The organism is Amycolatopsis sp. NPDC104863 (assembly GCF_055582965.1).
The window spans coordinates 741,693-754,990 of record NZ_JBVJOW010000004.1 but is presented as its reverse complement, the minus strand read 5'-3'; the positions used below and the strand labels follow the sequence as shown (position 1 = coordinate 754,990).

The following is a 13,298-nucleotide window of genomic DNA, read 5'->3' as shown; positions in this document are numbered from 1 at the left end:
CTACGCCAAGAGTGTCCTCGGCGACGGGTCGTCGAGCAGCGCCGTGACCAGGTGCCGGTCGGGCCAGCGCCCGGCCGCCCAGGCGAAGGCGCGGGCCAGGCCCTCGGAGGTGTCGGCCGCGTGCAGCCGATCGTCGGACCACCACTGGACGTCGTGTTCGGCGCCCCGGATCACCACGGTCAGGGGGTCGTGCACCAGCACCCCGCCCTCAGGCAGCCGGATGCCGAGCTGGTCGGCGACGAGCTTCAGCGCGGGCAGCTCGGCCCAGGGCGCGTACTCACCCTGGCTGGTCACCTCGGCGTCCTCGGTGCCGGCCAGCGGAAGGTCGAGCAGGGCCGAGAGCCGCTCCGGCTCCTCCGGCGCGACGACGTACTGGTTCGGTTCGAGGGCGCCGGCCACCCAGGGCACGTCGAGGACCAGCGCGTCGTCCACAACGGACCCGTCCGCGGCCCGGACGGCTTCCGGCGGTCGCGGGTCCAACCCGGACTCGACAACGGCGTCGTAGGCGCGGGTGGTCAGTCCCGGTGAGACTGTCCTATCGGGATCGGCAAGCCGTTTCAGGACGTCTTCCGCTTCATCCACAGTGGACAGCGTCAGGTCCGTGCGCACACCCGCGACTTCGAGCAGGTCCGTGCTCAGTCCGACGTCGGGAACTTCGTCGTAAAGCCCGGCCAGGTCGGCGTTCCCGAGTCGCCATTCGTTCGGCGCGAACCCGCCGAGCAGGGCGTACTGCGCGATCCACCAGGACGCGTGTCCACGCAGGGCGCGGAACGTCTCCGGCCGCGCGGCCAGCAGCTTGAGCGCGGCGGGCCAGGCGTCGTCGGCGACGAGGTCGAGGTCCCGGATCGCAACGAGCGTCGACGGCGGCTCCGTCAACGAGTCCCACCAGGCTTCTTCGTCCGGCAGGTCGTGGTCAGGTTCGTGCGGTTCGTCGTCGACAACGAGCGCGAAGGAGTCGAGCACCCCGGCGGCTTGCAGCGTCTCGGCGGGCCAGTCTTCCGCGAAGTCCTCGTCGAGGACGTCGAGTGCACCGTCTTCCTCGAAGACCTCTTCGTCGAAGATGTCGAGCAACGGCGAGTTCGGGAGCAGCAGTTCATCGGCGCGTCGCCAGGAATCTGTGGCGGGCAAGGCAAGTGCGCCCACCCAGCGCGGGGCGTCGTTTCCGCAGTCGGCGATCAACCGGAGAACAGCGCCCGCGAGAGTCGTACCGTCCAATCCGGACCGAACGTCTTCGACACTGCGCTCCACGGCGTCCCGCAGCTCATCGGCGTTGAGCAGCTCACGAGCGTCGGCTTGCTTGGCACCCAGGCGTTCCAGCAGCGGGTGCGACGCGGCCGGGTGCACCAGCCGCAGTCCCGGAATGTCCACATCGGACAGCAGTTCGAGCAGCTCGGCGGAACCTTCGACGAGCAGACACCCCTTGGCCCCCGGCAACGTCCGGCCGTCCGACAGCGGAACGGGAAGACCGTCCAACCTGGACACGGCCAGCGCGTGCGACTCGACGGCGATCGTCAGCGCGGCGTAGACGTCGTGCCACCAGCCGGGCTCCCGGCTGATCCCGGTAAGCGTTTCCAGCACCTCTTCGATGCTGATCACCTGGACGGAGACGGCTTTCAACGTCTGCGCGGGCGCGGAACTCTTGATCAGCCCAGGCACAACGTCAGCCAGGAGCTTCGCGAGCCCAGGCACCTCAACGTCGATGACTCGCGCCTGGCGTCCACTCACCTCGACGCCGTCCTGAGTGGACAGCCAAGGCTCCCTCGCAAGGTTCGCCAGCACTTCGTCGTGCAGCTTGGCGTCCACAGTGGACTTCGGAAATCCTGGCTTGGGAACAAGACTGAACCGGTTCTCGTCCGGCAAAAGCCGAACGAGCCCGACGTACTCGGCAGCGGCACTCTCAAGTGCCTTGGCGAGTTCGTCGCCAGGCAGCGCGCGCCGACGCGAAGGCTCGACCGGCACGGACGCAAGAAGCCGGGCGGGAAGCGACAAGGCGTCATCGGTCGGCGTCGGCGCGTGCAGGACGTCCTCGTCGAGCGGTTGCGGAATGCCTTCCCGGTCAACCGGAACGGCCCAGACGACGTCACCGCGGTGGGTCAGCCAGCGAGTCTCCCGCTCCGGCCCCCGCACGACAACAACGTCACCCTCGGCAACCCGAGTCCAAACGCGACCGTCCACATCGGCTTCCGCCAGCCAGGGCAGAGCAAGGAGCAGATCGGCGACGTCGCTGGCAAGCTGGTCGAGCAGCGCGCGCCCGTCAACGTCGTCCCGAAGCGGCAACCGAACTTCGGTGTCGAAGCCAGCGGGAACATCGGCGGCCACGGGCCACGGCAGCCGCAGCACGGGGACGTCACCGCTGATACCGGCGGCTTCCCGAGTGCGATCGGCGGAGAAGACAACCCCACCGGTCGTGGAGACGACGCGGGGTTCGTCGGAAACGGTGCGCACGGCGGCAAAACCAACCCCGAACCGCCCGACGGTCTCACCGGTTTTACCGGAGGCCCGCAGCGAAGCGAGCGACGCGACGCCACGTGCGTCAAGCGGAGCCCCGGTGTTGGCAAACCGGAGTTCACGGTCCACAAGAGACACCCGAACCCGCCCAGGCTTACCGGCGGCCATGGCGGCGTCGGCGGCATTCTGGGCGAGCTCGACAAAAAGCCGATCCCGATAGGCGCCGACGCGAAGGTCCCGCTCGACGTTGGTGTCTTCGGTGAGCCGGGTGGGCGAGTCCTGCCAGGCGCGCAGGGTCGCTTCGCGGAGCCGCGCAGTGCCGAAGGGATCGGCACCGTGCGGCTCAGCCGTTGCGCTGGTCACCGCGCTCTTCGGTCCCGCCGTCGGTCGCCTCGACGTCTTGGTCGGTCACGTCGACGAGCCGCTCACCGGAGGTGTCGGTCGCGAGGGATTCAGCAACCCCAGCCGCCGAAAGCCGGCTCGCCTCCGGGGGAATCCCTTGAGTTTCAGCCGCGGATTCGTGCGAGCCAGGGGTTGTGTGCGCCTCAGCGGCGGAGTCGGTCACGTCGCCCTGGGTCGGCTCGGCAGGCTCCACCACCGCTTCGGCCGCCGCCTGCGACTCAGCGACCGCATCAGCCACCTCAGCCTGCGTCGGCCCGGCATCGGCAGGCTCCGGCACCTCGGCAGCAACCGGCTCGGCGACCACATCGGCCTGCGCCGACTCCGGCGCCTCGGTCTCAGCCACCTGCGGCTCTGTGACCGCATCAGTCACCTCGGGCCGGGTTGTCTCCGCATCGGCGGGCTCCGCCGCCTGAGCGGCCACCGGCTCGGCGACCACATCGGTCACCTCGACCTGGGCTTGGTCCGCGCCGGCAGATTCCGCCGCGACCGGCTCAGCAACCACATCGGCCTGCGCCGACTCCGGTGCCTCGGCGACCGCCGCGGCCTCGGCCACCTGCGACTCTGCGACCGCATCGGTGACCTCAGGCTGGGTGGGCTCAGAATCCGCGGGCTCCGCCACCTCAGCGACCATCGGCTCGGCAACCACATCGGTTGCCTCGGTCTGCGTCGGCTCGGCAACCGCGGGCTCGGCCACCGACTCCGCAACTCCATCGGTCGCCTCGGCCTGCTGTGCTTGCTCCTCGCCGGTCGCCGCCTCGGGAGCCTGCGGCTCCGCGACCGCATCGGTGACCTCGGCCTGAGTCGGCTCCGCATCCGCGGGCTCCGGCACCTCGGTCACAACCGGCTCGGCGACTGCATCTGTCGCCTCGGTCTGCGTCGGCTCCGCAGCCGCGGTGTCCGCCGCCGGGATCGGCTCGGCGGCCGCTTCCTTCACCGGCTCCGCGTTCACAGCCTCCGGCACCTCGACCGCCAATGACTCGGTGACCGCACCAGTCGCCGCCGCCCCGGGGAGCTCCGGCTCTGCGACCGCGCCGGTCACCGCCGCCTCGGGAACTTCCGGCTCGGCGGCCGCACCGGTCGCCGCCTCGGGGGACTCTGGCTCGGCGACCGCCTCAGCCGGCGAACTCTCCGAAACCACCCCCGGCTCCACCTCCGCCGGTGAGACATCCGCCTCCGCGATCGCCGTCTCCGACTCGACCGCCGCCGACTCCACCGTCTCCGGCTCCGCCGCCGCCTCGACCGCCTTCGCAGACTCCGGCTCCGCCGCCGACTCCGGCTCCGCCTTCTCCGGCTCCTCCACCTCCGGCGCCGGCGTGAAATCCAACAGCGAATCGTCGTAAACCAGCTCCGCCACCGGAACAGACGACGTCACCTCGACCTCGACCTCCGAGTGGGCTCCACAGCCGTACTCGACGTCGACCACGTGGCCGTCTGCTGGGGCTATGTCGTTGCTGCACACTCCGAACACTCCGCGCAGCGAACCCGCCAACGGCACGAAGAACCCGCACGTCCCGCACACGTCCGGGGCGCTGCGGGCCATGTCGGACCGGGGGCCGAACTCGCCCGAGTGCCAGCGGGCCGCCGCGTCCGTGCGGCCGAAACGGGACAACACGTGTACCCGGCCGAGCCCCGCGTCGTGGGCCACTGCCTCTACTGCCGGGTCGTCCGACTGGACGTATGCCGGGGCCAGGCGGGGGTCGTTCTCGTCCGTCGGGAAGATGTCGCCGACGCCGAGGTCGCCCGCTCGGACTCGGCGCTCCCACGGCACCCACGCCGGGGCGATCCGGGCCTCGGGGCCGGGCACCAGCACGACCTCGCTGACCGTCACCGGCTCGTCGTCGCCCGCCAGCGCGATCGTCACCGACCAGCGCCAGCCGCGATAACCCGGGACCTGGGCCTCGAAGAGGTGACTCGCCGTGACCGCGTCCTCGCGGGCGGCGCCCACGTGGGCGCCGATCTGCTCCTCGGGCGCGTCCTCCAGCACCGCGGCTCGCGCGAACTCCACCGCGTCGGCGAGTTTGCGCTGCACGGAGCCGTCGTCGAGGGTCAGCAGCAGAGTCATGCGGCCAATTGTGCCGCACGCATCCTCGGCGCCCGTGCCAGGCTGTTCTACGTGCGCACGCCGATCATCACCTCACTGCTGCTGGCCGCCGCGCTCGGCGGCTGCGCCGGGGCGCCCGAGCAGGAGCCGGGCCCCGAACAGCTGACCGTCCAGGTGCTCTCGACCCTGCCGCATGACCCCGCCGCGTTCACCGAAGGCCTCGAGTTCGCCGGCGACACGCTCTACGAGAGCACCGGCCTCGCCGGCGCGTCGACGCTCACCGCGGGCCCGGCCGGCGGCCCGCCCATCACGAAGGCCACGCTGCCCGCGCCGCTCTTCGGTGAGGGCGTCACCGTGCTCGGGCCGACGCTGTGGCAACTCACCTGGCAGGACGGCTTCGCCATCGAACGCGACTCCAAGACCCTCGCCGAGCTGCGGCGCGTCCCCTACCAGGGTGAAGGCTGGGGCCTCTGCCACCAGCCGGACGGCCGGCTCGTGATGAGCAACGGCTCGTCGTGGCTGACCTTCCGCGACCCGAAGACCTTCGCCGTCACCGGCAGCGTCGACGTCGGCCGTGATCAGCTCAACGAGCTCGAGTGTGTCGGCGACGAGGTGTACGCAAACGTTTGGCACACCGACACCGTCCTGCGGATCAACGCGGCCACCGGACATGTCACCGGGACGATCGACGCAGGTCAGCTGCGTGCCCAGCTGAACAAAACGGGCGCCGAAGACGTGCTCAACGGTATCGCCGCCGTTCCCGGGACGGACGAGTTCTTGCTCGCCGGGAAGCAGTGGCAGGTCACGTTCCGGGTGAGGTTCGTCCCGGTAACGCCGGGAAAGCACGGATGAGCAGGCGGGACCGACCTCCGGTAAGGCAGGATTGAGACGTGGCACTCTTCGGCTCCCGCTCCGACGGCTCCGGCTCGCAGCAGCGCGGCCGGAAGTCCAAGCGGCGCTGGGCGCCGGAGCCGGGCGCCGCGCAGGCCCGGTCCTGGCGGGACTCGGTGAGCCCGGCGCGCGCCGAACACCAGAGCCCGGCGCCCACCCGCGTCGAGCACCAGAGCCCGAGCCCGCCGCCGCCCACCCGCGTCGAACGGCCGGCCCCGCCGCCGCCCCCGCCGCGCGGCGGGTACTACGACGACCGCGTGCCGAACGCGAACGAGGCGCCCACCGCGGCCGCGCCGTCGGGACACCGGCCGCCGCCACCGCGCGGCGCCCGGCCGTACGACCCGCACCGCACCGAGCCGGTGCGCCGCGAGAAGCCCGGCTTCTACCAGGGTGAACAGCGGCCCGGCAGCGGTGAGTACGAGCACTACGACACCGGCGGTTACGCGGGCGAGCCGCGCCCGCCGCAGCCCGAACCCGAGCTGCCGCGGGAAGAGCCGCGGACGCCGGGTGGCACGCCGAAGCTGCCGAAGAAGATCACCGTCACGCGGGTGGCGGCGATGCGCAGCCGGCAGCTGACCGGCCAGGCCGTCGGCGCCTTCCAGCGCGCGACGAAGGCCGACGGCGCCGAGAAGTCCGGCCTCACCTCGCTGACCTACGCCGTGATGCTGAACTACGCCAGCGACGCGGCGATGGCGATCGCGCTGGCCAACACGCTGTTCTTCGCCGCGACCAGCGGGGAGAGCAAGGGCAAGGTCGCGCTCTACCTGCTCATCACGATCGCGCCGTTCGCACTGGTGGCGCCGGTCATCGGGCCCGCGCTCGACAAGGTGCAGCGCGGGCGGCGGCTGGCGATGTGCGCGTCTTCGGTCGGCCAGGGCCTGATGGCCGTGGTGATGGCGCTGCACTTCGACGACTGGCTGCTCTACCCCGCCGCGCTCGGGATGATGGTGCTCTCGAAGTCCTTCACCGTGCTCAAGGCGGCCGTGACCCCGCGGGTGCTGCCCTCGGAGATCACGCTCTCCAAGACGAACGCCCGCCTGACGACGTTCGGCCTGGTCGCCGCCGGGGTCTTCGGCGCGCTGGCCAGCGGCATCAACGCGATCTCCGGTTCGGCGGGCGCGCTGTGGTTCACGGCGCTGATCTGCGTCGCCGCGGCCGTGCAGTCGATGCGGATCCCGGCCTGGGTCGAAGCGACCGAAGGCGAGGTCCCGACGTCGCTTTCGGCCCACCCGAAGGAGAAGAAACGACGGCAGCCGCTGGGGCGCCACATCGTCGTCGCGTTGTGGGGCAACGGCTCGGTGCGCGTGCTCACCGGCTTCCTCATGATGTTCGCCGCCTTCGCGGTGAAGGCGCAGACCGAGGGCAGCGGGCACAGCCCGTTCATGCAGCTGCTGTTGCTGGGGATCATCGGCGCCGCGGCCGGCGCGGGCGGGTTCATCGGCAACGCGCTGGGGTCGCGGCTCAGCTTCGGCAGCCCGGACCAGGTGATCGTCGGCTGCGTGGCGGGCTGTGTGCTGGCCGCGCTGGTCGCGACGCTGCTGCCCGGCCTGGCCACGGCCGCGATCGTCGGCCTGATCGGCGCGACGGCGAGCGCGCTGGCGAAGATCAGCCTCGACGCCGTCATCCAGGAGGACCTGCCCGAGGAGTCGCGGGCGTCGGCGTTCGGCCGCTCGGAAACCGTGCTGCAGCTGGCCTGGTGCTTCGGCGGCGCGGTGGGCCTGCTGCTGCCGCCGACGTACTGGATCGGCTTCCTCGTGATCAGCGTGCTGCTGGCGGTCGGCATGACGCAGACGTACCTGGTGCGCCGCGGCGGCTCGCTGATCCCGGGCCTCGGCGGCGACCGGCCGCTGCGCCCGGAGCCGACCGGCAGCTTCCCGGCCCAGGGCCTGCCCAGGGACCCGTCGGCCCGCCGGTAGGCTCCGGCCCATGCGACGTTCCCGGGTGGTGGCCCTGCTTGCGGCCGGTGGGTTCGCGGTGGCCGGCTGCTCGGCGCCCGGCCCGGCCGAGGTCACGTTCTACGCCGACGGCCACACGATCAACACCACGCCGGTGCTGAGGTGCGACTACTCGCAGCAGCTCGCGCAGCCGTGCAGCGCGAAGGGCGGCACGCAGACGCTGAAGGTCCGCCCGGGCAAGCCGGTGCAGATCTCCGTGCCCGGCGAGGTCGCGGAAGCGCCGTGGCAGATCGTCTACGAGTACGTCACCCCGCAGGGCGAGTACAAGCAGAGCGACCCGATCCCGTTCACGTCACTGGATCGCTACGCCTACACGGTCACGCCGCCGACCCCCGCGGACCGCATCTCGGCGGTCGACGTCCAGCGGTACACGGCGGTGCTGAACGCGGGCACCGGCGAATCGGGCCTGCTGCCCAGCGACGTGTGGGGCCTCCGGCTCGAGGCGTAGCGGCTCAGCGGCTCAGGGATCCAGGTCCCGGGCGACGGCGCGCATGATCTCGCCGATCTGCTTGGTGTGCTTGCGGTCCGGGTACCGGTTGCGCCGCAGGTCCGGCTGCACCTTCAGCTCGAGGAGCTTGATCATGTCCTCGATCAGGCCGTGCAGCTCCTCCGCGGGGCGACGGCGCGCCTCGGCGACGGACGGCGGCGGGTCGAGCAGCCGGACGGAGAGCGCCTGCGGACCGCGGCGGCCGTCGGCGACGCCGAACTCCAGGCGCTGCCCGGCCTTGAGCCCCTCGACGCCCTGCGGCAGCGCGGCCTTGCGGATGTAGACGTCGGCGCCACCGTCCTGCGTGACGAACCCGAACCCCTTCTCCGCGTCGTACCACTTGACCTTGCCGGTCGGCACTTCCCTCACCAGTCCTTCTGCTGTCCCGCTCACGACGAACGCGCCCGGGGGCGTACCCAGGGCGCGCTGGGTAAAGGGTATCTCGCCACCTGCCCTGGGGAGAAGCCGATACTGTGCCGCTCGACACCAATCCGGCTCAAGCCACGGCCGATGGCTCTCGCACCAGCGGTTTCTCACCGCCGACGGGTCGGCCTGCTTCCGGTCGGATCGGTACCGCGGATACGCTCTTGCCCATGAAGACCGCGACGAAGGAGGCCGCCGTGGCGTCTCCCGGCAAACCGTTCCTGATGCGGATCGGCATCGGCCTCTTCGGCCTCGGCATGCTCGCCGTGCTGACGGTGTTCGTCATGTTCGCCGCCGGCCTCGAGAACCTCCCGGTCTGGCTGTCCGTCGCGGCCGGCGTGATCACCCCGCTCGGGCTGCTGCTGGGCCTGATCGCGCTGGTCCGCGAGGCGCGCGCCAAGAGCTAACGCACCGCTGCGAAGGTCCGCTCGAACCAGTCCGGGAACTCCGTCAGCGAGTCGAAGACCACCTCCGCTCCTTCGCTCAGCAGCAGCGCGCGATCACACGGACCCGTCGTGACGCCCACCGCGATCGCGTTCGCGGCCAGCGCACCGCGAATGTCACCGGCGTGATCTCCGACATACGCCCGCGCGTCGTGCGCCAGCAGCGCTTCGGCCTTGCGCGTCGACCACAGCTCGCCCACGACCTCGTCGACGTCCAGGCCCAGCGCGTCGACGTGCAGCTGCGCGTTCGGCCCGTACTTCCCGGTGACGACGAGCGTGCACCCGCCCGCGGCCCGCACCGCGCGCAGCGACTCGACCGCGCCCGGCAGCGCGACCGTGCTCGGCACCACCATCTCCGGGTACAGCGCGCGGAACCGGTCGACGAGCCCGGGGATGCGCTCCTCCGGCGCCTCGAAGCCGCGCAGGATGTCGTCGAGCGGCGGGCCGAGGTTGGCCGCGAAGGCGTCGCCGTCCAGCGGCAGGCCGGATTCCACGCCGAGCGCGTTCATCGCCGCGGCCATGCCCGGCCGCGCGTCGATCAGTGTCATGTCGAGGTCGAACCCCACCGTGATGCCCACGACAAACACGTTAGCCGCCACCACCGACAAATTTACACGTCAGCCGATCATGTACAGCACCTTGACAGCGGAGTGATCTGTGTCAAGGTGAGGGTGTGACCAGCTTCACTGACCGGACGAAGGCGTCCCTGCGGGAAGCGCTGCTCGACGCCGCCGCGGACCTGCTGCCGGACCGCGGGCACGCGGCCCTGCGGATGGCCGACGTCGCGGCGAAAGCCGGGGTGAGCAGGCAGACCGTCTACAACGAGTTCGGCAACAAGGCGGCGTTGACCCAGGCGGTGGCGCTGCGCACCGCGTCGGAGTTCCTCGACGGGATCCGGCAGCGGTTCGAAACGGCGGACGGGCTGCTGGCCGGCATCCACCACGCCGTCGTCTACACGATCGAGCACGCGCGGGAGAACCGCCTGGTCGCGGCGGCGCTCGGCACCGAAGCCGGCGAGGACCTGCTGCCGCTGCTGACGACAAAGGGCGAGCCGATCCTCAGCGCGGCCGCGGAGCTCGCCGCCGGGCAGTACCGGGAGCTCGAGCCGGACCTGTCGGCCGAAGCGGCCGCCCTGCTCGCGGAGACCGTCGTACGGCTTTCGCTGTCGCACCTGGTCCTCCCGACGCATTCGGCGACGGAGGCGGCCGACGCCGTCACCGCCGTGCTCGCTCCCGCCATCCGCCAATTCGTCCACTGAATCCTTATCGGAGTGAAACGATGACCGACACGCTCTCCGAACTGCGGACCGGCTTTTCCTCGCTGCGCAAGGGCGGCCTGAACTGGGACTCGTTCCCGCTGCGGCTGTTCGTCAAGGGCAACAAGAAGTTCTGGAACCCCGCCGACATCGACTTCAGCCGCGAACGCGAAGGCTGGGACACGCTCAACGACGAGCAGAAGCGCAGCACGACGTACCTGGTCGCGCAGTTCATCGCCGGCGAAGAGGCCGTCACCGAGGACATCCAGCCGTTCATGCGGGCGATGTCGGCGACCGGCCGGTTCGGCGACGAGATGTACCTGACGCAGTTCTGCTTCGAGGAAGCCAAGCACACGGAGGTGTTCCGGCGCTGGATGGACGCGGTCGGGCTGACCGAGGACCTGCACCCGTACGTCGCGGAAAACCCGCACTACCGCAAGCTGTTCTACGAAGAGCTGCCGCAGTCGCTGCGGGCGCTGGAGGACGATCCCAGCCCGCTCAACCAGATCCGCGCGAGCGTGACGTACAACCACGTCATCGAGGGCAGCCTCGCGCTCACGGGGTACTACTCGTGGCAGCTGATCTGCACGCAGAACGACATCCTGCCGGGCATGCAGGAGCTGGTCCGCCGCATCGGCGACGACGAGCGCCGTCACATGGCGTGGGGCACCTTCACCTGCCGCCGCCACGTCGCCGCGGACGACTCGATGTGGGACGCCGTCCAGCAGCGGATGGGCGAGCTGCTGCCGCACGCGCTCAACATGATCCAGTGGGTGCAGGACCAGTTCGAGGAGGTCCCGTTCGACAACGACCCCGAGGAGATCATCCAGTACGCGGCGGACCGCGCGCAGCGCCGCCTGGGCGCGATCGAGTCGGCGCGCGGGACGCCGGTGGAGCAGATCGACCTCGACTACTCCCCGGAGGTCCTGGAAGAGACGTTCGGCGAGGAGGACGCGAAGGCGATCGCGGAAGCGGCCGCCGCGGTCGGCTGAGCCGGGCCGTGAGGGGCACCTTCGAAGGTGCCCCTCACTCGATCACCAGTCCCAGACGCGCTTCATACGATCACCAATCCCAGTTGCGGTTCACGGTCACCACTCCCAAGCACGCTTCACGACGATCACCACTCCCAGCCGCGCTTCACGGTCACCACTCCCAGACTCGTGCCATCGGTCACCACTCCCACTGACGGTTCCACTCGTTGTTGCGGGACCACTCCCAGCTTCGGACCACGCCGGATCTCCCTTCGTGTGACAAACACTGCGAAGGGCAACGCACGACCGGCGCTCCCGGTTTAGGCGTGCTTCGCGGCGGCCGCGGATTCCAGGCCCAGCAGCGTGATCGACTTCTCGCGCATCTCGACCTTGCGGACCTTGCCGGTCACCGTCATCGGGAACTCCTCGACGACGTGCACGTACCGCGGGATCTTGTAGCGCGCGAGCTTGCCTTCGCAGAACTCGCGCACCTTCTCCGTGGTCAGCGGCGAAGCGCCTTCGCGCATGCGGACCCACGCCATCAGCTCTTCGCCGTACTTCTCGTCGGGGACGCCGATGACCTGCGCGTCGAGGATGTCCGGGTGGGTGTACAGGAACTCCTCGATCTCGCGCGGGTACAGGTTTTCGCCGCCGCGGATGACCATGTCCTTGATGCGGCCGGTGATGTTGACGTACCCGTCGCCGTCCATGACCGCCAGGTCGCCGGTGTGCATCCAGCGGGCCGCGTCGATCGCCTCGCCGGTCTTGTCCGGCTGCTCCCAGTACCCGAGCATCACCGAGTACCCGCGGGTGCACAGCTCACCCGGCTCACCGCGCGGCACCGTCAGCCCGGTTTCCGGGTCGACGACCTTGACCTCCAGGTGCGGCCCGACCCGGCCGACCGTCGACACGCGACGCTCGATCGAGTCGTCCGCCCGCGTCTGCGTCGACACCGGGGACGTCTCGGTCATGCCGTAACAAATGGACACCTCGGCCATCCCCATCCGGTCGATGACCTGCTTCATCACCTCGACCGGGCACGGCGAGCCCGCCATGATCCCGGTCCGCAGCGACGACAGGTCGAAGCTCGCGAAGTCCGGGTGGTTGAGCTCGGCGATGAACATCGTCGGCACGCCGTAGAGCGAGGTGCACTGCTCCGCGGCGACGGCTTCGAGCGTCGCTTTCGGATCGAACGCGGGCGCCGGGATGACCATGCAGGCGCCGTGGCTGGTGCACGCGAGGTTGCCCATCACCATGCCGAAGCAGTGGTAGAAGGGCACCGGGATGCACACCTTGTCCTGCTCGGTGTAGTTGCAGAGCTCACCGACGAAGTAGCCGTTGTTCAGGATGTTGTGGTGGCTGAGCGTGGCGCCCTTGGGGAAGCCGGTCGTGCCCGAGGTGTACTGGATGTTGATCGGGTCGTCGGCCGAGAGCGCGGCCTGCTTTTCGGCCAGCGACGCCGGGTCGCCCTGCCAGCCGGCGTCCATCAGCGCCTGCCAGCTCTCGCCGCCCAGGATCACGACGTGGTCGAGGCCCGCGCACTTCTCGCGGACCTCGTCGACCATCGCGGGGTAGTCGGAGGTCTTGAACTTGTCCGACGCCACCAGCAGCCGGACGCCGGCCTGGTTGAGCACGTACTCCAGCTCGTGCGAGCGGTAGGCGGGGTTGATGTTGACGAGGATCGCGCCGATCTTCGCGGTCGCGTACTGCAGGAAGGTCCACTCCGCCCGGTTCGGCGACCAGATCCCCACCCGGTCACCCTTGCCGATCCCCTGCGCGACGAGCCCCAGCGCCAGCGCGTTGACCTCGGCGGCGAGCTCCCGGTAGGTCCACCGCCGCCCGGCGAAGCGGTCGACCAGCGCGTCCCGGTTGCCGTGGGCCGCGACCGTCCGGTCGAAGTTGTCGCCGATGGTGTCCCCGAGCAGGGGGACTTCCGAGATCCCCGAGGCGTAGCTCGGCAGGGCGGGCGCGTCAGGCATGGT

General features: G+C 70.4%; 11 protein-coding genes. 6 read left to right on the top strand and 5 right to left on the bottom strand.

The window, feature by feature from the left end:
* Positions 1–2,811, bottom strand: coding sequence for a sacsin N-terminal ATP-binding-like domain-containing protein (locus tag ACZ63J_RS25200; RefSeq protein ID WP_465400284.1), 2,811 nt, complete (start codon positions 2,809–2,811; stop codon positions 1–3).
* A complete protein-coding gene (locus tag ACZ63J_RS25195) occupies positions 2,792–4,912 on the bottom strand; it encodes a DUF3027 domain-containing protein (RefSeq protein ID WP_465439621.1) in 2,121 nt (706 codons plus the stop codon). The genes ACZ63J_RS25200 and ACZ63J_RS25195 overlap by 20 nt, the downstream gene beginning before the upstream one ends.
* 51 nt (positions 4,913–4,963) lie before the next feature.
* Here ACZ63J_RS25195 and ACZ63J_RS25190 point away from each other — a divergent pair, with 51 nt between their 5' ends.
* The 3 genes from ACZ63J_RS25190 to ACZ63J_RS25180 are packed head-to-tail and all read left to right on the top strand — an operon-like array spanning position 4,964 to position 8,185.
* Complete coding sequence (locus ACZ63J_RS25190; RefSeq protein WP_465400354.1) at positions 4,964–5,743, top strand: glutaminyl-peptide cyclotransferase; 780 nt, start codon at positions 4,964–4,966, stop codon at positions 5,741–5,743.
* 38 nt (positions 5,744–5,781) lie between these two features.
* Positions 5,782–7,698 (top strand): MFS transporter, encoded by a 1,917-nt coding sequence (locus tag ACZ63J_RS25185; RefSeq protein ID WP_465400286.1) that lies wholly within the window; start codon positions 5,782–5,784, stop codon positions 7,696–7,698.
* 10 nt (positions 7,699–7,708) lie between these two features.
* Positions 7,709–8,185 carry a DUF2771 family protein gene (locus tag ACZ63J_RS25180; protein ID WP_465400287.1) on the top strand — a complete coding sequence of 159 codons (477 nt, stop codon included), beginning with the start codon at positions 7,709–7,711 and terminating at the stop codon, positions 8,183–8,185.
* 12 nt (positions 8,186–8,197) lie between these two features.
* Here ACZ63J_RS25180 and ACZ63J_RS25175 read toward each other — a convergent pair whose 3' ends face one another.
* A complete protein-coding gene (locus tag ACZ63J_RS25175; RefSeq protein WP_086861937.1) occupies positions 8,198–8,584 on the bottom strand; it encodes a cold-shock protein in 387 nt (128 codons plus the stop codon).
* Positions 8,585–8,817: 233 nt separating this feature from the next.
* Here ACZ63J_RS25175 and ACZ63J_RS25170 point away from each other — a divergent pair, with 233 nt between their 5' ends.
* Positions 8,818–9,054: a hypothetical protein gene (locus ACZ63J_RS25170; RefSeq protein WP_465341224.1), complete on the top strand. Its 237-nt coding sequence runs from the start codon at positions 8,818–8,820 to the stop codon at positions 9,052–9,054.
* On the opposite strand, the gene ACZ63J_RS25165 is transcribed toward ACZ63J_RS25170, so the two are convergent.
* The gene (locus ACZ63J_RS25165; protein ID WP_465400288.1) at positions 9,051–9,668 is read right to left on the bottom strand and encodes an HAD family hydrolase; all 618 of its coding nucleotides are present in this window, start codon (positions 9,666–9,668) and stop codon (positions 9,051–9,053) included. The genes ACZ63J_RS25170 and ACZ63J_RS25165 overlap by 4 nt on opposite strands.
* 95 nt (positions 9,669–9,763) lie before the next feature.
* Here ACZ63J_RS25165 and ACZ63J_RS25160 point away from each other — a divergent pair, with 95 nt between their 5' ends.
* Both ACZ63J_RS25160 and ACZ63J_RS25155 read left to right on the top strand, forming a co-directional pair.
* Positions 9,764–10,348 carry a TetR/AcrR family transcriptional regulator gene (locus ACZ63J_RS25160; RefSeq protein WP_465341222.1) on the top strand — a complete coding sequence of 195 codons (585 nt, stop codon included), beginning with the start codon at positions 9,764–9,766 and terminating at the stop codon, positions 10,346–10,348.
* A 20-nt stretch (positions 10,349–10,368) separates the two neighbouring features.
* On the top strand, positions 10,369–11,337 hold the full coding sequence (locus ACZ63J_RS25155) for a R2-like ligand-binding oxidase (RefSeq protein ID WP_465301894.1): 969 nt from the start codon (positions 10,369–10,371) through the stop codon (positions 11,335–11,337).
* Positions 11,338–11,636: 299 nt separating this feature from the next.
* On the opposite strand, the gene ACZ63J_RS25150 is transcribed toward ACZ63J_RS25155, so the two are convergent.
* Positions 11,637–13,295 carry an AMP-binding protein gene (locus tag ACZ63J_RS25150; protein ID WP_465341221.1) on the bottom strand — a complete coding sequence of 553 codons (1,659 nt, stop codon included), beginning with the start codon at positions 13,293–13,295 and terminating at the stop codon, positions 11,637–11,639.
* Positions 13,296–13,298: the final 3 nt, after the last annotated feature.

Coding starts and splice junctions, on each gene's coding strand:
- ACZ63J_RS25195 (WP_465439621.1), bottom strand. CDS start 4,912: ATGACTCTGCTGCTGACCCTCGACGACGGCTCCGTGCAGCGCAAACTC.
- ACZ63J_RS25180 (WP_465400287.1), top strand. CDS start 7,709: ATGCGACGTTCCCGGGTGGTGGCCCTGCTTGCGGCCGGTGGGTTCGCG.
- ACZ63J_RS25170 (WP_465341224.1), top strand. CDS start 8,818: ATGAAGACCGCGACGAAGGAGGCCGCCGTGGCGTCTCCCGGCAAACCG.
- ACZ63J_RS25155 (WP_465301894.1), top strand. CDS start 10,369: ATGACCGACACGCTCTCCGAACTGCGGACCGGCTTTTCCTCGCTGCGC.
- ACZ63J_RS25150 (WP_465341221.1), bottom strand. CDS start 13,295: ATGCCTGACGCGCCCGCCCTGCCGAGCTACGCCTCGGGGATCTCGGAA.